The organism is Streptomyces violens, from assembly GCF_000717745.1.
Lineage (GTDB): Bacteria > Actinomycetota > Actinomycetes > Streptomycetales > Streptomycetaceae > Streptomyces > Streptomyces violens.
Genome location: NZ_JOBH01000001.1, coordinates 542,869 through 563,278, shown reverse-complemented (window position 1 = coordinate 563,278; position 20,410 = coordinate 542,869). Strand labels below are relative to the sequence as shown.

At 72.3% G+C, this 20,410-nt stretch carries 18 protein-coding genes, 1 tRNA gene and 1 pseudogene; 9 read left to right on the top strand and 11 right to left on the bottom strand.

All coding sequences use genetic code 11. The features are described 5' to 3' along the window. Window positions 1–14: 14 nt before the first annotated feature. Window positions 15–401: a hypothetical protein gene (locus IF04_RS0102430; protein ID WP_051830649.1), complete on the top strand. Its 387-nt coding sequence runs from the start codon at window positions 15–17 to the stop codon at window positions 399–401. Window positions 402–457: 56 nt separating this feature from the next. Then, window positions 458–1,321, top strand: a complete 864-nt coding sequence (locus IF04_RS0102425; protein ID WP_030250080.1) for a spermidine synthase — start codon at window positions 458–460, stop codon at window positions 1,319–1,321. 13 nt (window positions 1,322–1,334) lie between these two features. On the opposite strand, the gene IF04_RS0102420 is transcribed toward IF04_RS0102425, so the two are convergent. Next, a complete protein-coding gene (locus tag IF04_RS0102420) occupies window positions 1,335–1,901 on the bottom strand; it encodes a hypothetical protein (RefSeq protein ID WP_211259757.1) in 567 nt (188 codons plus the stop codon). A gap of 136 nt (window positions 1,902–2,037) precedes the next feature. Here IF04_RS0102420 and IF04_RS0102415 point away from each other — a divergent pair, with 136 nt between their 5' ends. The 4 genes and pseudogenes from IF04_RS0102415 (at window position 2,038) to IF04_RS0102400 (ending at window position 6,599) form a co-directional block, all read left to right on the top strand. Then, window positions 2,038–2,742 (top strand): response regulator transcription factor, encoded by a 705-nt coding sequence (locus IF04_RS0102415; protein ID WP_030250074.1) that lies wholly within the window; start codon window positions 2,038–2,040, stop codon window positions 2,740–2,742. Beyond that, window positions 2,739–4,157 (top strand): sensor histidine kinase, encoded by a 1,419-nt coding sequence (locus IF04_RS0102410; protein ID WP_030250072.1) that lies wholly within the window; start codon window positions 2,739–2,741, stop codon window positions 4,155–4,157. Before IF04_RS0102415 ends, IF04_RS0102410 begins: the two co-directional genes overlap by 4 nt. A 320-nt stretch (window positions 4,158–4,477) precedes the next feature. Continuing rightward, a pseudogene (locus IF04_RS0102405) lies at window positions 4,478–5,371 on the top strand (chitinase); the annotation flags it as partial. A 190-nt stretch (window positions 5,372–5,561) separates the two neighbouring features. Beyond that, on the top strand, window positions 5,562–6,599 hold the full coding sequence (locus IF04_RS0102400) for a LacI family DNA-binding transcriptional regulator (RefSeq protein WP_030250065.1): 1,038 nt from the start codon (window positions 5,562–5,564) through the stop codon (window positions 6,597–6,599). 21 nt (window positions 6,600–6,620) lie between these two features. Here the strand turns inward: IF04_RS0102400 and IF04_RS0102395 are convergent, their stop codons facing one another. Continuing rightward, window positions 6,621–7,508 (bottom strand): helix-turn-helix domain-containing protein, encoded by an 888-nt coding sequence (locus IF04_RS0102395; RefSeq protein WP_030250062.1) that lies wholly within the window; start codon window positions 7,506–7,508, stop codon window positions 6,621–6,623. A 104-nt stretch (window positions 7,509–7,612) separates the two neighbouring features. Here IF04_RS0102395 and IF04_RS0102390 point away from each other — a divergent pair, with 104 nt between their 5' ends. Further along, on the top strand, window positions 7,613–8,263 hold the full coding sequence (locus IF04_RS0102390) for an NAD(P)-dependent oxidoreductase (RefSeq protein ID WP_030250059.1): 651 nt from the start codon (window positions 7,613–7,615) through the stop codon (window positions 8,261–8,263). 93 nt (window positions 8,264–8,356) lie between these two features. On the opposite strand, the gene IF04_RS0102385 is transcribed toward IF04_RS0102390, so the two are convergent. The 4 genes from IF04_RS0102385 to IF04_RS0102370 form a co-directional block, all read right to left on the bottom strand. After that, window positions 8,357–8,432 (bottom strand) — tRNA-His (locus IF04_RS0102385). Between the two features lie 108 nt (window positions 8,433–8,540). Beyond that, window positions 8,541–9,161, bottom strand: coding sequence for an oligoribonuclease (gene orn / locus IF04_RS0102380; protein ID WP_030250056.1), 621 nt, complete (start codon window positions 9,159–9,161; stop codon window positions 8,541–8,543). Window positions 9,162–9,166: 5 nt separating this feature from the next. Beyond that, a complete protein-coding gene (locus tag IF04_RS0102375; protein ID WP_030250053.1) occupies window positions 9,167–10,447 on the bottom strand; it encodes a GlxA family transcriptional regulator in 1,281 nt (426 codons plus the stop codon). A gap of 369 nt (window positions 10,448–10,816) precedes the next feature. Continuing rightward, complete coding sequence (locus IF04_RS0102370; protein WP_030250049.1) at window positions 10,817–11,122, bottom strand: hypothetical protein; 306 nt, start codon at window positions 11,120–11,122, stop codon at window positions 10,817–10,819. 442 nt (window positions 11,123–11,564) lie between these two features. Between IF04_RS0102370 and IF04_RS0102365 the strand changes: the two genes are divergently transcribed. Beyond that, complete coding sequence (locus tag IF04_RS0102365) at window positions 11,565–12,086, top strand: universal stress protein (protein ID WP_030250046.1); 522 nt, start codon at window positions 11,565–11,567, stop codon at window positions 12,084–12,086. A gap of 303 nt (window positions 12,087–12,389) precedes the next feature. Here IF04_RS0102365 and glmS read toward each other — a convergent pair whose 3' ends face one another. Continuing rightward, window positions 12,390–14,210 (bottom strand): glutamine--fructose-6-phosphate transaminase (isomerizing), encoded by a 1,821-nt coding sequence (glmS, locus tag IF04_RS0102360; protein ID WP_030250043.1) that lies wholly within the window; start codon window positions 14,208–14,210, stop codon window positions 12,390–12,392. Window positions 14,211–14,255: 45 nt separating this feature from the next. Next, window positions 14,256–14,531 carry a hypothetical protein gene (locus IF04_RS0102355; RefSeq protein WP_030250040.1) on the bottom strand — a complete coding sequence of 92 codons (276 nt, stop codon included), beginning with the start codon at window positions 14,529–14,531 and terminating at the stop codon, window positions 14,256–14,258. A gap of 210 nt (window positions 14,532–14,741) precedes the next feature. Here IF04_RS0102355 and IF04_RS0102350 point away from each other — a divergent pair, with 210 nt between their 5' ends. Then, window positions 14,742–16,328 carry a beta-N-acetylhexosaminidase gene (locus IF04_RS0102350; RefSeq protein ID WP_030250038.1) on the top strand — a complete coding sequence of 529 codons (1,587 nt, stop codon included), beginning with the start codon at window positions 14,742–14,744 and terminating at the stop codon, window positions 16,326–16,328. Between the two features lie 18 nt (window positions 16,329–16,346). Here IF04_RS0102350 and IF04_RS0102345 read toward each other — a convergent pair whose 3' ends face one another. The 3 genes from IF04_RS0102345 to IF04_RS0102335 are packed head-to-tail and all read right to left on the bottom strand — an operon-like array spanning window position 16,347 to window position 20,400. Continuing rightward, a complete protein-coding gene (locus tag IF04_RS0102345) occupies window positions 16,347–17,516 on the bottom strand; it encodes an acyl-CoA dehydrogenase family protein (protein WP_030250036.1) in 1,170 nt (389 codons plus the stop codon). Window positions 17,517–17,527: 11 nt separating this feature from the next. Further along, window positions 17,528–18,463: a hydroxymethylglutaryl-CoA lyase gene (locus IF04_RS0102340; RefSeq protein WP_030250034.1), complete on the bottom strand. Its 936-nt coding sequence runs from the start codon at window positions 18,461–18,463 to the stop codon at window positions 17,528–17,530. Next, window positions 18,460–20,400, bottom strand: a complete 1,941-nt coding sequence (locus IF04_RS0102335) for an acetyl/propionyl/methylcrotonyl-CoA carboxylase subunit alpha (RefSeq protein ID WP_030250033.1) — start codon at window positions 20,398–20,400, stop codon at window positions 18,460–18,462. The genes IF04_RS0102340 and IF04_RS0102335 overlap by 4 nt, the downstream gene beginning before the upstream one ends. Window positions 20,401–20,410: the final 10 nt, after the last annotated feature.

Here is a 20,410-nt window from a genome sequence, read left to right as displayed (position 1 = left end):
AGACCGCTTCGGGTGTGCAGGGTGGTGCCGGGGCGGCCGTCACCGGGACCGCCGAGCCGCCGCGCGACCTCGACCTGGTCACGGTGCCGGCCCGGCAGGGCCTGGAGGCGGTGGACATCCTCCGGCTGCGGGACGGCGTCGGCCCGGTCCTGCACGACGGCGCGTGCGACACCCTCGGCTTCCTGGTGCCCCCGGGCACGGCCGACGGCTGGGACCTGCCCGGCAGTGCCTGTACGCAGACGTACGGCGGCGGGCGGGGGAGCGGCGTGCCGCCGGTCGCCGGTACGGGCTGGCTGGTCCCCCCGGAGGGCGCGTTCGCCGCGGCGACCGACCCCGCGGTGCTGCGCGCCGCGCTCGGCGAGGCGGCCCGCACGATCGAGGCCGTCGACCGCTGCTGCTGAGCGGCGCCCGGGGGGAGCCCGCGCCCGGCCTGATCCCTTCGGGGGATACTGGCCGGATGGCGAAGAACAGGCGGGCGCGTACGGCACGGGAGCCGGTGACGGCCGAGGTGACCGGCGGCCGCGCCGAGCTGCTGCCCGACCGGGACCGGCCGCGCGGCTGGACGCTGCTGATCGACGGCGCTCCGCAGTCCTTCGTGGACCTCGACGACCCGGCGTACCTCGACTTCTCCTACCAGCGCCGCCTCGGCCACATCGCCGACCTCGCGGCCCCGCCCGGCAAGCCGCTGCGCGTGCTGCACCTCGGAGGCGGCGCGCTCACCCTGGCGCGTTACGTCGCGGCGACCCGCCCCCGCTCCACCCAGCAGGTCGTGGAGATCGACGCCCCCCTCGTGCAGTTCGTCCGCGAGCAGCTGCCGCTGGACTCCGGGGCGCGCATCAAGGTACGCGGCGGGGATGCCCGCGCCGGGCTCGCCAAGGTCCCGGACGGCTGGGCCGACCTGATCATCGCGGACGTCTTCAGCGGCGCCCGTACGCCCGCGCATCTGACCAGTACGGAGTTCGTCACCGAGGCGGCGCGGGCGCTGGCGCCCGGCGGCTGGTACGCGGCCAACCTCGCGGACGGCCCGCCGCTGGCCTTCGTACGCGCCCAGATCGCCACCGTGGGCGCGGTCTTCGGAGAGCTGTGCCTGACCGCCGCGCCCCCGGTGCTGCGCGGCAAGCGCTTCGGGAACGCCGTACTGCTCGCCGCCGACGGCCCGCTGCCGGTCGCCGAGCTGACCCGGCGGGCCGCGACCGACCCGGAGACCGGCCGCGTCGAACACGGGCGCGCGCTGCGGGACTTCGCAGGGGGCGCGGTGCCGGTCACGGACGCCACCGCGGTCGCCTCGCCCGCGCCGCCGCCGGGCACCTTCGACCGATAGCGCGGCGCTGCTCCTACTGGGCGTGGTTGTCCGTGGTGACGACCGGCGGATGGCCGTTCCAGGCGCAGATCACCGAGGTGCGGTCATTGCCCCGGGTGAAGTCGACCCGGAGCCAGCCGTCCTGCTTCCACACCTGCATCTGCCAGCCGGGTCCGGGGGTCGCCGACACCAGCTCCGCGTGCGAGGACTTCAGGTCCAGGACGACCCGGCCGCCGTCGGTGCGGTAGCCCCTGACCGTGCCCGCGTCCCCGTCCGGCGCGGGGGCGGTGGCGGAGCGGCTCGGCGCCGGGGTGTGCGGCGGTGCGGCCGGCTCTGCCGGCCGCGTGGCCTGCCGGGTGGGGGAGGGCGACGGCGTGCCGGAGGGCTTGGGGCGGTGGGTGGAGGACGCACGGGGTGCGGCGCCGCTCGCGGAATCGGGCTGCGCGCTGGGCGCCTTGTCGGAGATCGGGAGCGCGCGCGGCGGATCGTACGCCGTACCGGAGACCACCGTGTGCACGCCGAACCATGACAGCGTGACCGCGGCGCCCGTCGCCAGTGTCCAGGCGCCCGCATGAATCAGTCCTCGTAGCACCCGGTTCATACTGCACCACTCCGGGCGCCGCGTACGACGCTCCGCCGCAGGGCCGTGCGAAACGGACGACAGGGCCTTGCGAAACGGACGACGATCGTCAATGGCCGGTCAGGAACCGCACCCGAATGGCGTACGGTGCCGTCCCATGGCACGTGTGCTCGTGGTCGAGGACGACCAGTTCGTCCGTTCGGCCCTCATCCGGCATCTGTCCGACGCCGCACACACCGTGCGCAGCGTCGGCACCGCCCTGGAGGCGCTGCGCGAGGTGGCCCAGGTCGGCTTCGACGTGGTCGTCCTGGACCTCGGGCTGCCCGACCTGGACGGCAGCGAGGCGCTGAAGATGCTGCGCGGCATCACCGATGTGCCCGTGATCGTTGCCACAGCGCGCGACGACGAGGCGGAGATCGTTCGATTGCTCAACGATGGCGCCGACGACTACCTCACGAAGCCGTTCTCCGTGGAACACCTGTCCGCCCGGATGGCCGCCGTACTGCGCCGCGCCCACGGGTCCGCCGGCGGGCCGCCGCCCTCCCGGGTACTCCAGGTCGGCGGCCTGACCGTCGACCCGCTGCGCCGCCGGGCCGACCTGGACGGCGCGCCGCTGGACCTGACCCGCCGCGAGTTCGACCTGCTGGCGTTCCTGGCCGGGCGCCCCGGCGTGGTCGTGCCCCGCAAGGAGCTGCTCGCCGAGGTGTGGCAGCAGTCCTACGGCGACGACCAGACCATCGACGTCCACCTGTCCTGGCTGCGCCGCAAGCTGGGGGAGACCGCCGCCAGCCCCCGCTACCTGCACACGCTGCGGGGCGTCGGCGTGAAGCTGGAGCCGCCGCAGGGCGGGCCCCGGCCGTGAGATGGGCGCTGGTCAAGGTCGCGCTCGCGGTCACGGCCATGGTGGTGATCGCGTTCGCCGTCCCGCTCGGCATGGTCGTCAAGGAGCTGGCCCGGGACCGCGCGTTCGCCAACGCCGAGCGGCAGGCCGCCGCGATCGGCCCGGTACTCGCCATCACCACCGACCGCGCCGCGCTGACCCGCGCGGTCGCCAGCGCCGAGACCGGGCCCGGCGGCCAGCTCGGCGTCCACGTACCGCCGACGGGCCGGGGCGGCGCGCCCGCGGTGATCGGCGCGGGCCGGGCGGAGAAGGCGGACGTCGCGCGGGCCGCACGGTACGGCCGCGCGTCCGTCGCCACCGTCCGCGGCGGCTCCTCGCTGCTCCAGCCCACCGCGGTCGCCTCCGGTACCGCCGTGGTCGAGGTCTTCGTTCCCGAAGCGGCGGTCACCAACGGCGTCACGACGTCCTGGGTCCTGCTCGCCGGGGTCGGCCTCGCGCTGATCGTCGGCTCGGTCGCGGTCGCCGACCGGCTCGGTACCCGGATGGTGCGGCCCGCCGAGCGGCTCGCGGGCGCGGCGCACGACTTGGGCGACGGCAAACTGGGCGTACGGGTCCTGGAGGACGGCCCCAAGGAGCTGCGTTCGGCGGCCGTGGCCTTCAACTCCATGGCCGACCAGGTCGTCCAGCTGCTCGCCAACGAACGTGAGCTGGCCGCCGACCTCAGCCACCGCCTCCGCACCCCGCTGACCGTGCTGCGCCTGAACGCGGCCTCGCTCGGCGAGGGGCCGGCCGCCGAGCACACCCGCGCCGCCGTCGCCCAGCTGGAGCGCGAGGTGGACCAGATCATCCGGACCGCGCGCGAGCAGCAGGCGCTGACCCAGCAGGTCGCGGCGGCGGGCGGGTGCGACGCCGCCGAGGTGATCCGGGAGCGGATGGGCTTCTGGTCGGCGCTCGCGGAGGACGAGGGGCGCACGGTACGAGTGGCGGGCACGGACCGTCCCGTACGCGTCCCCGTCGCGCGCCCCGAGCTGGCCGCCGCGCTGGACGCGCTGCTCGGCAATGTCTTCCGGCACACGCCCGAGGGCACCGCGTTCGCCGTGGACGTGCACAACGCCGAGGACGCGGTGATCGTCCTGGTGTCGGACGCGGGGCCCGGCATCGCCGACCCGGCCGCCGCGCTGCGGCGCGGCCACGGCCACGGCGGCGACGGCTCGACCGGGCTGGGCCTGGACATCGTCCGCCGCCTCGCGGAGTCCACCGGCGGCGACGTCCGGATCGGCCGCTCGGTCCTGGGCGGTACCGAGGTACGCATCTGGCTCGCGCTGCACGACAGGCGCGGCCGCGGCCCGTCCGGCCGTCGCCACCGGGCCCGCCGCCGGCTGGGCCGGCTCCGCCGGCGGATGCCCGCGGCCCGGCGCCTCGGAGCGCGGCGCTGAGCCCCCGCTTAACCCGTCCCTTTCGCTTCCTTAAGCGGCCCATAAGTCCGCTGCCCGGTGCGCGGAACCTGCCGATTGTCCGTTTCCCGCTCGCTAGCGTGCGGGACGTCACCCCCCACGGGACACCCCCCACGAGACACCCCCCCCACGAGACAACAGGCAGGCAGCAGATGACTTCTCCGGCACACCGCCGCCGTACGAGCCGCACGGCCAAGCTGATCGGCGCGGGCGCCGCCGCAGCGCTCGCCGCGGGCGGAGCGTTCGCCGTCGCCGGCGCGGCGCAGGCGAGCAAGGCCACGCCGGCCGAACGGGCCGCGGCGGGCGGCGCGTTCGCCCCGTACGTCGACACCTCGCTCAGCCCCGCGTACGACATCGTGGGGACGGCGGAGAAGACGGGGGTGCAGACCTTCAACCTCGCCTTCATCACCTCCGGCGGCGGCTGCGACCCCAAGTGGGGCGGCAGCGGCGCCCTGGACGGCGATCCGGTCGCGCAGCAGATACCGAAGCTGCGCGCCGAAGGCGGCGACGTACGCGTCTCGTTCGGCGGCGCGGCCGGCTCCGAGCTGGGGCTCGCCTGCGGCTCGGCGGACGAACTGGCCGCTGCGTACGGCAAGGTCGTCGACGCGTACGACCTCAAGAAGGCCGACTTCGACATCGAGGGCGGCGCGCTGCCGAACGCCGAGGCCAACACCCGCCGCGCGCAGGCCATCGCGAAGCTCCAGAAGGACCACCCGGACCTGGACGTCTCCTTCACCCTCCCCGTCATGCCCGAAGGGCTGACCCAGGACGGCGTGGGCCTCCTCACCGACGCCAAGAAGAACGGGGTGAAGATCTCCGCCGTCAACATCATGGCGATGGACTACGGGGCCTCGTACGACGGCGACATGGGCAAGTACGCGATCCAGGCCGCCACCGCCACCCAGAAGCAGGTCAAGGAGGCGCTGGGGCTGAGCGAGGCGGACGCCTGGAAGGCGGTCGCCGTGACCCCGATGATCGGCGTCAACGACGTGGCGACCGAGATCTTCACGCAGGACGACGCCAAGGAGCTCGCGGACTTCGCCGCCACCAAGCACCTCGGCTGGCTGTCGATGTGGTCCGCCACCCGCGACAAGGCGTGCGACGGCGGCTCCTCCGGCACCGCTCAGCCGACCTGCAGCTCCATCGACCAGCAGCCGTTGGACTTCACCAAGGCCCTCGGCGCCTACCAGGGCTGACCCACCCCGGTACCAGAGGCCACCCGGCCCCCCACACGGCGGGGCGCAGCGGACCCCCACCCCACAGCCGCTGCGCCCCGCGCTTCCGCTTGTCCCGCACCGCACCGATCCGGTGCCGCTTTCCGCCGTTGCGTCGCGTTCCGCTGTGTAATGGCGGGAAACATTCGCGGCCGGGAGTCCGGAGGCAGCCATGGCAGCGGCAGGACGCGGTGGTCGGCGCGGCGGACGCCCCACGCTGGAGGAGGTGGCGGCGCGGGCCGGCGTCGGCCGCGGCACCGTCTCCCGGGTCGTCAACGGCTCGCCCCGGGTGAGCCCCCGCACGCGCGCCGCCGTCGAGCGCGCCATCGCCGAGCTGCAGTACGTACCGCACGGCGCGGCCCGCGCGTTGGCCGCGGACCGCACCGACGCCGTCGCGCTCGTCATCCCGGAACCGGAGACCCGGCTGTTCGCCGAGCCGTACTTCTCCGGGATCATCCGCGGGGTCGGCGCCGGGCTCGCCGACACCGACCTCCAGCTGCTGCTGATCCTGGTCCGCACGCCCAAGGAGCGGGAGCGGCTCGGTCAGTACCTCGCCGCACACCGCGTGGACGGCGTGCTGCTGGTCTCCGTGCACGCGGACGACCCGCTGCCCGACCTGCTGTCCCGGCTGGAGCTGCCCGCGGTGCTCAGCGGCCGCCGCTCCGCCCGCGAGACCGTGCCGTACGTCGACTCCGACAACACCGGCGGGGCCCGGGCCGCCGCCCGGCACCTCCTGGAGCGCGGCCGCCGGACGATCGCCACGATCGCCGGGCCGCCGGACATGTACGCGGCCCAGTGCCGGCTGGCCGGCTACCGGCAGGCGCTGGAGGACACCGGGTACGACCCGGACGAGGCGCTGATCGTCCCGGCGGACTTCACCGAGGACGGCGGGCGGCGGGCGATGGCCGCGCTGCTGGACCGCCGCCCGGACGTGGACGCGGTCTTCGCGGCCTCGGACGTGATGGCGGCCGGGGCGCTGTCGGTACTGAGGGAACGCGGGCGCCGGGTCCCGGAGGACGTGGCGCTGGTCGGCTTCGACGACTCGGCCGTCGCGCGCCATCTGGACCCGCCGCTGAGCAGCGTGCGGCAGCCGATCGAGGAGATGGGCCGGGCGATGGCCCGAGTACTGATCGAGGAGATCGCCGAACGCTCCCGCGAGCGCCCGCAGCTCGTCCTGCCGACGGAACTGGTCGTCCGCGAGTCCTCCTGAGCCTCCGTACCTGACCCGCCGTCACGCCCCGCCGCGCACGCTCTCCCGGAAGGCGATCGGCGTGACGCCCGCCCGGTGCAGGAAGTACTTGCTGAAGTTCGTCGCGTCCTCGAAGCCGAGGCGGCGGGCGATCCCGGCGGCCGGCAGGTCGCCGTGCGCGAGCAGCCGCTTGGCCTCCAGCACCACCCTGCGGTCGATGAACTCCTTGGCGCCGACCCCGGCGGCGGCCTCCGTGGCGCGGGAGAGCGTACGCGGTGAATAGCCCAGCGCCCGGGCGTAGTCGGCGACCCGGCGGCTGGCCGCGAAGTCCCGCTCGACGGCCTCCCGGAAGCGCAGGAACGTCGCCGTCGCCGCGCAGTCACCGGCGTACTCCGCCGGGTCCCGCACCAGATGCGCGGCGCGCAGCACCAGTACCGACAGCAGATGCCGCAGCACCTCCAGGTGCGCCTCCAGCGGCAGCCCGGACAGCGCGCCGAACTCGCGGTGCAGATGATCGAGCGCCGCCCGCGCGGCTTCCCCGGCCGCGCCCTCCGGATGCCGCACGGCCGGGCCGTACCAGTCCTCCAGCCGGGCCGCCGTGGCCGTCGCCGGATCGAGGAAGCCGGACTCGAAGAGCACGAGGACACCCTCCGCCGCCGCCAGGTCCCCGAAGTGCTGCACCTGCCCGGGCCGTACCCACAGCCAGTCGCCCGGCGTCACCTCGTAACCGCGGAAGTCGACGGTGTGGGAGAGCCGGCCCGCGTCCAGCGCGAGGAGGTGGTGGAAGCCGGGGCGGTGCGGCACGGTCAGCGCACAGGCGTCGGCCCGCGCGCGCAGCTCAGCGAGCGTCATGACCTCCACGCCCGCGGGCCGCCCGGCGGGCGCCGAGAAGGTCACCTCGGGAATCACGTCGTGTCGATTTTTCACCATCACCGGTCCTGTGTCTACCCCGAAATGCCCGGATACCACCCCTAGCGTAGAAGACGTCACCGCGACCGTTGACGAAAAACGGCAACCCCTCACCTGGAGTACCCATGTCCAAGATCGCCCTCTTCGGTGCCAACGGCACCATCGGCAGCCGCGTCCTCGACGAGGCCCTGGCGCGCGGCCACCAGGTCACCGCGGTGGTCCGGGACCCCGCGAAGATCACCAAGACCCACCCGCAGCTCACCGTGGCCACCGGCGACGTCCTCGACCCGGCCGCCGTGGCCGCGGCCGCCGAGGGGCAGGACGTACTGATCAGCGCGGTCGGCGGCGGTGACGGGCCCGGCCACCTCGCCACCATCCAGCCCTCGGCCGAGTCCCTGGTGGCCGGCCTGCGGAAGCTGGGCACCAAAGCGCCGCGGCTGATCGCGGTCGGCGGCGCCGGTTCGCTCCGTACCCCCGACGGCAAGCAGGTCTGGGACGCGGACGGGCTGCCGGAGTTCCTGCTGCAGATCATGCACGCGCACGGCGACGCGCTGGAGTACTTCCGCACGGTCACCGACGTGCGCTGGACCAGCCTCAGCCCGGCGGCCCTGATCGAGCCCGGCACCCGTACGGGCAGCTACCGCACCGCCACCGACGACCTGGTCACCGCGGCGGACGGCACCAGCCGGATTTCCACCGAGGACTACGCGGTCGCCCTCCTCGACGAGGTCGAGGAGCCCCGCCACATCGGCGAGCGCTTCACCGTCGGCTACTGAGAACAGCCGGGTGCTGAGCGCCTGTCTCATCACCCTGGCGGCCCCGGACACGACGAAGGCCCGGTCTGCTTCCGCAGACCGGGCCTTCACCGTTGGGGTGAGTAACGGGACTTGAACCCGCGACATCCTGGACCACAACCAGGTGCTCTACCAGCTGAGCTATACCCACCATGACCGGTGCTGTGTGGTGACTTGTTCCCCACCGGCTGAAGAAAAGTGTACAGGGTCCGAAGGGGTGCTCGCTCCCGGCTTTCCCCCCAGCCGGGAGCGAGCTGCGTCACTCTCCTGCCGGCTGCTTCTCCGCAGGCAGGACGTGCTTGGCCGCGATCGCCTTCGCGGTGTCGGAGTCGGGCCCCGGCTGCGGCACGAAGACCGCCTCCCGGTAGTACCGCAACTCCGCGATCGACTCACGGATGTCGGCGAGCGCCCGGTGGTTGCCGTTCTTCTCCGGGCTGTTGAAGTACGCCCTCGGGTACCAGCGCCGCGCCAGCTCCTTGACCGACGAGACATCGACGATCCGGTAGTGGAGGTAGTCCTCCAGCTCCGGCATGTCGCGCAGCAGGAAGCCGCGGTCCGTGCCGACGGAGTTGCCGCACAGCGGGGCCTTGCCCGGCTCCGGTACATGACTCTTGATGTAGTCCATGACCTGCCGCTCGGCGTCGGCGAGGGTCGTCCCGCCGTCCAGCTCCGCCAGCAGTCCCGAGGCGGTGTGCATCGCGCGCACCACCTCGGGCATGGTCTCCAGGGCCTCGGCGGGGGGACGGATGACGATGTCCACCCCCTCGCCCAGGATGTTCAGCTCCGAGTCGGTGACCAGTGCGGCCACCTCGATGAGCGCGTCGTTCGCCAGCGAGAGCCCCGTCATCTCGCAGTCGATCCACACCATGCGATCGTTCATGTGTCTCACCCTACGGGGCGCTCCCGCTGGCTGGGCAGCACCGGGCGTCCGGTGGAGCGGCCGACGGCGGGCTCACCGAGCCGGGACGCGTAGGCGTCCGACTCCGGTTTGCCCGGTTCGTGCGCACCGAACGGAGTGCCCTGACCCGGTACCGGGGCATGGGCCCCGAAGCGCTCGGCCGCCGGGGTTCCCGTGCGATCCAGGCGCTCCGGCCGTTCGGCCTGACGGACCGCGGACCCTGGTGGCTCCCCGGTGCCGTTCTGTGGCCGCCGGGCGCGGTAGGCCGCCCGGTAGGCCGCGGGGGAGGACCCCAGCTGCCGCCGGAAATGACCACGCAGCGCGACGGGGGAGCGGAAGCCGCAGCGGCCCGCCACCTCGTCCACCGAGTAGTCCGACGTCTCCAGCAGCCGCTGCGCCTGCAGTACACGCTGAGTGATCAGCCACTGCAGGGGAGCGCTCCCAGTAAGTGAGCGGAACCGGCGGTCGAACGTCCGGCGGCTCATGTAAGCGCGCGCGGCGAGCGTCTCCACGTCGAACTGCTCGTGGAGGTGCTCCAGCGCCCAGGCGACGACCTCGGCCAGCGGGTCGGCGCCGATCTCCTCCGGTAATGACCTGTCCAGGTATCGCTGGTGCCCCAACTCCGACGCGGTGCGCCGGGGCGGCACGACCAGCCGGCGGGCGAGCGCGTTGGCCGCGTCGGCGCCGTGGTCGGTCCGCACTATGTGGAGGCACAGGTCGATACCGGCGGCCGTGCCCGCCGACGTCAGCACATCGCCGTCGTCGACGAACAGTTCCCGGGGATCGACATGGACGGACGGATAACGCTTCGCGAGCGTCGGTGCGTACATCCAGTGTGTGGTTGCCGGACGGCCGTCCAGCAGCCCTGCGGCCGCCAGCACGAACGCGCCCGTGCACAGCCCGACGATGCGGGCCCCTTCTTCATGCGCGCGCCGGAGTGCGTCCAGCGCGGCAGGTGGTGGCGCCTGGGTGATCGAACGCCAGGCGGGCACCACGACGGTACCTGCCCGGGAGATCGCTTCCAGGCCGTATGGAGCGGAAAGCTCCAGTCCGCCGGTCGTGCGCAAAGGCGCATCTTCGCCCGCGCACACAAGCAACCGGTACCTCGGCACGCCCGCGTCCTGGCGGTCGATGCCGAATACTGAGAGCGGAATGGAGCTCTCGAAAATGGGGCCGCCACTGAAGAGGAGCACCGCGACTACTTCGCGGCGTCGTCGGGCGGCGAGCTTGCGTGCGGCATCTGGTACGGCAGCGGAGTCCTGGCTCATGGCACTAAGCCCCCCTCGGTCGTCTCGCCCTCTCGGTCCTGCACTGTTCCCCCGCCGTGATTGCCAAGATCGAATCTACTGTGTCCCGTGAGGATGGAGTGCCAAGTTCACCACCTGCTGGTAAGTCGATATGGCAACTTGGCGCGAAGCATTCGATCACGAAGCGTTCCACTCGTGGGCCGCGCTGGGAAGTACGCGTCCTGCCCCTGCCCGTCCGTCGTAGGGCACAACCACGCCGTGCGGTCCTTTCCGGCCTGTTCAAAGGCCGGTTGCGGGTCGCTTTTGCCAAGGGATGTGACGGGGGTCGAAGTTGGCTGAAAAGGGTCGCGGGCACTCGTGCGAGCACCGCCGGAGTCGCGCGTAAGCGCCTCAATCCCCCGGCGTGCGCCCCCCTCCGTGGCGCCCGCCCCGGTGCGCCCCCAGGCCCGTTCTGCCGTGCCTGCCGCGGTGCACGGAGGCCCGCTCGACGGCCAGCCGGGCGGCGGTCCGCTCCGACTGCCGCAGCAGCGCCCGGCAGGCGCACGTGACCGCGGCGAGGCCGATGGCGGTGCCGCCGGCGCCGACGGGCGACGAGCCGCACACAAGGAGGACAAGCGGAACCAGTGCACAGCTGAACGCGCCCCAGCGGACCACGTCGCTCACGGGGTCCGTCGGCGGGTGCGGCGTACCGGGCAAGGGGGTCTCCTTCCGAGTGCTCCACGCCGACCGCGCGGACCACTAGGACAACGCGGCCGGCCACGGGGAGTCACCGCGCGGGGTACGGACGGAGCAGAGGCGGCTGTACCGGAACACAGGTGTCCGTATGGATCCGAGGCGTCCGTATGTAAGGGCGGCGGGCCATTGCCAACGGCGCGACGCTCCGGCATGCTCCGGGGAACGTTCGGGGGCGCTGTCCGGTCAAAAGGGACAACCGCCGTTTACGGAGGCCCTGGGCAGGGGAGGAGTGGCGCCGTACTCTTGGGGTAAGGGGTTGGGAAGATGATTCCCGGCCGTATTGTTCGGCATTGAACCATCGCCGTCGCCCCGCTCTCCGCCCAGCTCAGTCAACTCCCCGAACAAGTCAATCGCCGTTCCCCTCCGCCTCTGGGTACGAGGGCTCCCCTTCGCCGAGACACTCATGGCCGGTCACGAATTCCCCGAACCCGCGGACCGCAAGCAGGTCGCCGATCCGATGGCGGACCTCGAAGCGGCGGAACAGTCACGCCACTCCTGCGACCCCGCCTTCCAGCACGGTGTGGTGGTGGGCTTCGACGGCTCGGTGTCCAGTGAACGGGCCCTGGCCTACGCCATCGGCATGGCCCGGCGCTCCGGCTCCGGCCTGATCATCGTGCATGTCGCCAACCGGCTCCCGACGACGGTCTGGGCGGGCTGCGAGCCGCCGGTCTTCGTCGACGTCCCCGACCACCGCACGGAGGTCCTGGGGCTGGAGCTGGCCTGCGCGGACCATCTCTCCGAGCTCTCCTGGATCCTGGTCGAGCGGGGCGGCGACATCTGTCACGAGTTGGAGGAGGTCGGCCGGGAGTACGCGGCCGACGCGATCGTGGTGGGCTCGACGCACGGCATCGTCGGGCGGATCTTCGGCTCGGTCGCCGGGCGGCTGGCGCGACGCGCGCAGCGGCCGGTGATCGTCGTGCCGTAACGGCCGGCGGCCCTCCTCTTCCGTACGTATCCGGCCTCACCCCCCGTCCACCGTGTGACGTCACCTCGGCATGACGGAGCGTCATACCCCGGTCGTAGTCGACAAATCTACTGACTCGTAGAGGTGGGTTGTGCGTCGGCGAGGGGTACAAACCTTCACACGGCGTGCTGCCGCCCGGGTGTGACGGTTCCCGGGAAGGCGGCATCACTGCCGGCGTTAGGGCGACGCCGGCACCGGAGAGGCGGAGCCTCGCACGTATGGTGGCGCGCGCGAGGCTCCGCCTCTTTTTGCCCCCTTTTGCGGTTACTCCACCGTCACCGACTTGGCCAGGTTGCGGGGCTTGTCGATGTCGCGGCCGAGGGACAGGGCCGTGTGGTACGCGAGGAGTTGGAGCGGGATGCCCATGAGGATGGGGTCGAGCTCGGGCTCGTTCTTCGGTACCACGATCGTGTGGTCCGCCTTCTGCTGCACGGCGTGCGCGACGGCGAGGATGCGGCCGCTGCGGGCCTTGATCTCCTCCAGCGCCGCGCGGTTCTTCTCCAGCAGGTCGTCGTCCGGGACGATCGCGACCGTCGGCATCGCCGGCTCGATGAGCGCCAGCGGTCCGTGCTTCAGCTCGGAGGCCGGGTACGCCTCGGCGTGGATGTAGGAGACCTCCTTGAGCTTCAGGGACGCCTCGCGCGCCACCGGGTAGCCGCGGACCCGCCCGATGAACATCATCGACTTCGCATCCGCATACAGTTCGGCGAGCTTCTTGATCTCGGCTTCGCCCTCGAGGATCTCGGTGATCTGCGCCGGCAGCCGGCGCAGGCCGTCGATGATCCGCTTGCCGTCCGCCACGGACAGGTCCCGGATGCGGCCCAGGTGCAGGGCGAGCAGCGCGAAGGAGACCACCATGTTGGTGAAGCACTTGGTGGAGACCACGCAGACCTCCGGGCCCGCGTGCACGTAGATGCCGCCGTCGGTCTCCCGCGCGATCGCCGAGCCGACGACGTTCACCAGGCCCAGCACCCGCGCGCCCTTGCGCTTGAGCTCCTGGACGGCGGCGAGCACGTCGTAGGTCTCACCGGACTGCGAGACCGCCACGTACAGCGTGTCGGGGTCCACGACCGGGTTGCGGTAGCGGAACTCGGAGGCCGGCTCGGCGTCCGAGGGGATGCGGGCCAGCTCCTCGATCATCTGCGCGCCGATCTGGCCCGCGTGGTACGAGGTGCCGCAGCCCAGGATCTTGACCCGGCGGACGCCGCGCGCCTCGCGCGCGTCCAGATTGAGGCCGCCCAGGTGCACAGTGGAGAAGCGGTCGTCGATCCGGCCGCGCAGCGCGCGGTCCACCGCGTCCGCCTGCTCGGAGATCTCCTTGTGCATGTACGTGTCGTGCGCGCCCATGTCGTAGGACTCGGCGGCGTACTCGACGGTCTCCGGGGAGGACGTCGTGCGCGAGCCCTCGGTGGTGTACGTGCGGTAGTCGTCGGCCTTCAGGGTGGCCATCTCGCCGTCGTCGAGGGTGACGACCTGGCGGGTGTGCGAGACCAGCGCGGCGACGTCGGAGGAGACGAACATCTCCTTCTCGCCGATGCCCAGGACGACCGGGGAGCCGTTGCGTGCGACGACGATGCGGTCGGCGAAGTCGGAGTGCAGTACGGCGATGCCGTACGTGCCCTCGATGTGCCGCAGCGCGTCGCGGACCTTCTCCTCCAGCTTCTCGGCCTGCGAGCGGCCGATGAGGTGCGCGAGGACCTCGGTGTCGGTCTCGGAGGCGAACTCCACGCCGTCGGCGGTCAGCTTCGCGCGCAGCTCGGCGGCGTTGTCGATGATGCCGTTGTGGACGACGGCGACCTTGCCCTCGGCGTCCATGTGCGGGTGGGCGTTCTCGTCGTTCGGCGCGCCGTGGGTGGCCCAGCGGGTGTGGGCGATGCCGGTGGTGCCGGCGAACCGCTTCGGCAGGCGCGACTCCAGCTCCCGGACCCGGCCCTTGGCCTTGGCGGTCTTCAGCCCGCCGGCCTTGCCGGAGGCGTGGATGGCGATGCCGGCGGAGTCGTAACCGCGGTACTCCAGGCGCTGCAGGCCCTCGAGGAGCAGCGGCGCGACATCGCGTTTGCCGATATAACCGACGATTCCACACATGTGGGTTGACCCTCCCGGATTGACGGTGCGTAGGTGCTCGGCGTCTCAGCCGTAGACGAGGCGGCGCAGCTGGCGTATCGAGAGCTCGGGCGGGGCCACGGCGCGGTGCGGCAGCTCGTGGGCGATCCGCTCGAAGATGGCGTCGTTGCGCAGGCCCTGGGCCTGCAGTTCGCGGTGTCTGCGACGCACGAACGTCTCGGCCGTCTCATCGAAGTACGCGAGCACGTCCTGGATCACCCGGACGGCCTCGCCGCGCTGCAGCGGCGTACTGCGTACCAGGTGTTCTACGAGGTCCTCGTGGGACGGACGGCGATCGAGCACCCGTCGATACTCATGGAGCGCGGCGCTTTTCGCAAGAAATCTGCCCGATATCGGGCAGGCGCGTCGTCGGGTGAGTGGTCTAAACAAATCGGGTGTGGTCTACACCTTGACCGCGTGTGGGGCACACGGTACTCAAGGTGAGCGTTCGGTTGCTCCATGCCATGCACGACTCATGCGCGAAGCTCGCCGAAGGGATCGCTCGTGCCACTTGTGAGACCACGCAGACTGTTCTGTTTCCTCGTCCTGGTGGCCGCGGCCGGCCTGAGCACGGCGGTCCCCGCGCCCGCCGCCGGACGGCCCGCCGCGGACCCCGCGCCCCTCGACCGCGTCGTCCCCGCCCCGGCCTCCGTGCGGCCGGCCCAGGGCGCCTACCGCCTCACGGACCGGACGGCGATCCGGGTCCCGGGCGCCACCGGTGACACGAAGCGGGTCGCCGGGTACCTCGCGGACGTGCTGCGGCCGTCGACCGGGTACGGGCTGCCCGTCACGACCAAGGGCGGCGACGGCATCGTGCTCCGGCTCGGCGCCGAGGGGCTGGGGGAGGAGGGCTACCGGCTGACCGTCACCGGCCGCGCGGTGACCCTCAGCGCGAGCCGCCCGGCCGGCCTCTTCCACGGCGTCCAGACGCTGCGCCAGCTGCTGCCCGCGGCGACGGAGCGGCGTACGGAGCAGCCCGGGCCCTGGACGATCGCCGCCGGCACGATCACCGACACTCCGCGCTACGCCTACCGCGGCGCGATGCTGGACGTCTCCCGGCACTTCTTCTCCGTGGAGAAGGTCAAGCGGTACATCGACCAGCTGGTCCTCTACAAGATCAACAAGCTGCATCTGCACCTCTCCGACGACCAGGGCTGGCGCATCGCGATCGATTCCTGGCCCCGGCTGACCACGTACGGCGGCTCCACCCAGGTCGGCGGCGGCCCCGGTGGGTACTACACGAAGGCCGATTACAAAGAGATCGTCCGGTACGCACAGAGCCGCTACCTGACCGTCGTTCCCGAGATCGACATGCCGGGCCACACCAACGCGGCCCTCGCCTCGTACGCCGAGCTGAACTGCGACGGCGTCGCCCCGCCCCTCTATACCGGGACCGAGGTCGGCTTCAGCTCCTTCTGCGTGCCGAAGCCGGTGACGTACGACTTCGTGGACGACGTCATCCGCGATCTGGCGGCGATGACCCCGGGCCCGTACCTCCACATCGGCGGCGACGAGGCGCACTCCACCAGCCACGAGGACTACGTCACCTTCATGAACAAGGTGCAGCCGGTGGTCGCGAAGTACGGCAAGACGGTGATCGGCTGGCACCAGCTGACCGGCGCGACGCCGGTCAAGGGCGCGGTGGCGCAGTACTGGGGCTACGACGCGACGAGCGCGGCCGAGAAGGCGCAGGTGGCGGACGCGGCGAAGAAGGGGACGCGGCTGATCCTCTCGCCCGCGGACCGCGCCTACCTGGACATGAAGTACACCAAGGACACCGAGCTCGGGCTGAGCTGGGCCGGGTACGTCGAGGCGCAGCGCTCGTACGACTGGGACCCCGGCACGTACCTGGCGGGCGCTCCGGCCGGCTCCGTCCTCGGCGTCGAGGCCCCGATGTGGTCCGAGACGCTCTCCGAGAGCGACCAGGTGGAGTACATGGCCTTCCCGCGGCTGCCGGGGATCGCGGAGCTGGGCTGGTCCCCGGCGAGCACGCACGACTGGGACACCTACAAGGTGCGGCTCGCGTCCCAGGGGCCGCGCTGGGACGCGATGGGCATCGACTACTACAGGTCGCCGCAGGTGCCGTGGCCCACGGGGTGAGGGCTCACGGGGTGCTGATCACAGCCCCATCTCCCGCGCGATCAGCATCCGCTGGACCTCGCTCGTGCCCTCGCCGATCTCCAGGATCTTGGAGTCGCGCCACATGCGGGCGACCGGGTACTCGTTCATGAAGCCGTAGCCGCCGTGGATCTGGGTGGCCTCGCGGGCGTTGGTGACCGCGATCTCCGAGGAGTACAGCTTCGCCAGCGCGGCCTCCTTCTTGAAGCGCTCGCCGTGCACCAGGCGGGAGGCCGCGTCGCGCCAGGCCAGCCGGGAGGTGTGGGCGCGCATCTCCATGTCGGCGAGCTTGAACTGGATGGCCTGGTTCTCCCCGATCGGCTTGCCGAAGGACTTCCGCTCCTTGGCGTACCGCAGCGACTCGTCCACACAGCCCTGCGCGAGGCCCGTGGCCAGCGCCGCTATGGCGATCCGGCCCTCGTCCAGGATGCGCAGGAACTGGGCGTAGCCGCGGCCCTCCTCGCCGAGGAGGTTCGCGGCGGGTACGCGCACGTCCGTGAAGGAGAGCTCCCGGGTGTCGGAGGCGTTCCAGCCGACCTTGGAGTACGGCGCCGCGACCGTGAAGCCGGGGGTGCCGGACGGCACGATGATCGCGGAGATCAGGGGGCGGCCGCCGGAGGAATCAGACGCAGCCTTGTGGCCTGTGACGGCCGTGACCGTCACCAGCCCCGTGATGTCCGTCCCCGAGTTGGTGATGAAGCACTTGCTGCCGTTGATCACCCACTCGTCGGTCGCCGCGTCGAGCCGGGCCGTCGTGCGGGTCCCGCCCGCGTCCGAGCCGGCCTCCGGCTCGGTCAGCCCGAACGCGCCCAGCATCTCGCCCGAGCAGAGCTTCGGCAGCCAGGTCTGCTTCTGCTCCTCCGTGCCGAAGTGGTACAGCGGCATCGCGCCGAGCGAGACGCCGGCCTCCAGCGTGATCGCCACCGAGGAGTCGACCCGCGCCAGCTCCTCCAGGGCGATGCCGAGGGCCAGATAGTCGCCGCCCATCCCGCCGTACTCCTCGGGGAAGGGCAGCCCGAACAGGCCCATCCGGCCCATCTCGCGGACTATCTCGTACGGGAACTGGTGGTTCTCGTAGTACTCGCCGATCTTCGGGGCGACGACGTCGTGTGCGAACGCCTCGACCGTGGAGCGCAGTTCCTCCAGCTCGGAGGGGAGACGGTGGTCCAGGGACATGGGGGTCACTCCTTGTGGGAGAGGGCTCGTACGGTGCGGGACGGGCTCGGCCGGCCCAGTCGCTCGGCCATCCACGCGCTTGTGGCGGTGAGGCGGCCGAGGTCGACCCCGGTCTCGATGCCGAGTCCGTGCAGCATCCAGAGGAGGTCTTCGGTGGCGAGGTTGCCGGTGGCGGACTTGGCGTACGGGCAGCCGCCGAGGCCGCCCGCGGAGGCGTCGACCGTGGTGACGCCGTGCTGGAGCGCGGCCAGGGTGTTGGCGAGCGCCTGGCCGTAGGTGTCGTGGAAGTGGACGCCGAGCACGTCGGTGCCGACGCCCGCTTCGTTCAGCGCCGTGAGCAGGGTGGTGACATGGCCCGGCGTGGCGACGCCGATGGTGTCGCCCAGGCTCAGCTCGTCGCAGCCCTGGTCCAGCAGCGCGCGGCAGACCCGTACGACCTGGGGAATGGGCACCGGGCCCTCCCAGGGGTCGCCGAAGCACATGGAGAGGTAGCCGCGGACGTGCGCGCCCGCCTCCTTGGCGCGCGCGACGACCGGTGCGAACATCGCCAGCGCCTCGTCCACCGTCCGGTTGAGGTTGGCCTTGGCGAAGGACTCGGTCGCGCTGCCGAAGACGGCGATCCGGTCGGCACCGAGGGCCAGCGCGCGGTCCAGGCCGCGCTCGTTCGGTACGAGGACCGGGAGCCGGGCAGCGAGCTCGCTCACCAGCGGGAACAGCCGCTCCGCGTCGGCCAGTTGGGGCACCCACCTGGGGTGCACGAAGCTGGTCGCCTCGATGGTGTCGAGCCCCGCGTCCGCGAGGCGGCGGATGAACTCCGCCTTGACCTCGGTCGGGATCACGGTCTGCTCGTTCTGCAGCCCGTCCCGCGCGCCGACCTCGTGGATGCGGACCCGGGCGGGCAGGCCGGGGGCCGGTACGGACATGGGCAGTCCCGGTGTCATCGCTGGTCGTCCTCCGGCTCGTCGGGGGTGATCATGGCCAGCACCTGGTCCATGGCGACCGTGCTGCCCGGCGTCACATCGAGTTCGGCGACGGTGCCCGCGTGCGGCGCGGAGATGACGTGCTCCATCTTCATCGCCTCGACCACGAGCAGGCCCTGACCCGCGGTGACGTGGTCGCCGACCGCGGCCTTGACGACCGTGACCGTGCCGGGCATCGGGGCGGTGAGCGACTCGGCGCCGTGCGCGCCGGCCGCGCCCCGCAGCGTCTCCTCGACCGGGTCGTGATCGCGTACGTGCCAGGCGTCGCCGTCGCGGCCGAGCCAGTCCCCGGCGCGTACGAAGGTGTGCCGCACGCCGTCGACGGTGACCGCGACCCGGTCCTCGGTGACCTGACCGCTGCCGGACACCTGTACGGGGTCGTGGCCGGGCACGCGCAGCCAGAAGGCGGGCGGGGACGGCTCACCGCCCAGGCGGAAGCCGTTGGGCACGGAGAACGGGTCGGTCCAGCCCGCACCCGAAGGCTCCAGCGCCGCCGCACGTACGGCCGCGCCCGCCGCGTACACCTCCTCGGGCACGTCCTGGCTCACCAGGCCGTCCGCCTCGCGCTCCACCAGGCCCGTGTCCAGCTCCCCCGCCGCCACCGCCGGATGGGCCAGCAGCCGGCGCAGGAAGCCGGTGTTCGTGGGCACCCCGAGGATGACCGTTTCCGCGAGCGCGGCCCGCAGCTTGCGGAGCGCGGTCGCGCGGTCGGGTCCGTACGCGATGACCTTCGACAGCATCGGGTCGTACAGCGAGCCGACCTCCGTGCCCTCGGACAGCCCGGAGTCCGTCCGTATCCCGTCGCCCTGCGGCTCGCCGAGCGCCAGGACCGTGCCGCCGGACGGCAGGAAGCCCCGGGAGGGGTCTTCGGCGCAGATCCGGGCCTCGACCGCGTGCCCGGTGAGGGTGATGTCGTCCTGCCCGTACGGGAGTTCCTCGCCCGCCGCGACCCGTAGCTGCCACTCGACCAGGTCGATCCCGGTGACCAGCTCGGTGACCGGGTGCTCGACCTGGAGCCGGGTGTTCATCTCCATGAAGTAGTACGAGGCGGGGTCGTCGCCCGGGACGATGAACTCGACCGTGCCCGCGCCCACGTAGCCGCACGAGCGGGCCGCTTCCACGGCCGCCTCGCCCATCGCCGCGCGGGTCGCCTCGTCCAGCAGGACGCTCGGCGCCTCCTCGATGATCTTCTGGTGGCGGCGCTGGAGGGAGCACTCGCGCTCCCCGAGGTGGATCACGTTGCCGTGGCCGTCGGCGAGTACCTGGATCTCGATGTGCCGCGGGCGGTCGACCCAGCGCTCGACCAGCAGCGTGTCGTCGCCGAAGGAGCCGCGGGCCTCGCGCCGCGCCGCCGCGATCTCGTCCGCGAGCAGCGCCTCGTCGCGCACCAGCCGCATGCCCTTGCCGCCGCCGCCCGCCGACGGCTTCAGCAGCACCGGCATGCCGATCTCCCGTGCGGCGGCGGCCAGTTCGCCGTCGGTCAGGCCGCTGCCGGACGAGCCCGGCACGACGGGCACGCCCGCGGCCCGCACCGTCTCCTTTGCCCGGATCTTGTCGCCCATCAGGTCGATGGCCTCGGCGGACGGGCCGATGAAGACCAGCCCGGCGTCGGTCACCGCCCGTGCGAAGGCGGCGTTCTCGGCGAGGAAGCCGTAGCCGGGGTGGATCGCCTCCGCGCCGCTGCGCCGGGCGGCGGCCAGCAGCGCGTCGATCCGCAGATAGCTTTCGGCGGCGGCCGGCGGGCCGATGCGGACGGCCGTGTCGGCCTCCCGTACGTGCCGGGCGTCCGCGTCCGCGTCGCTGAAGACGGCGACCGAGCGGATGCCCAGGGAGCGGAGGGTGCGGAGGACACGGACGGCGATCTCGCCGCGGTTGGCGACCAGAACAGTACTGAACATGGTGGAGGTC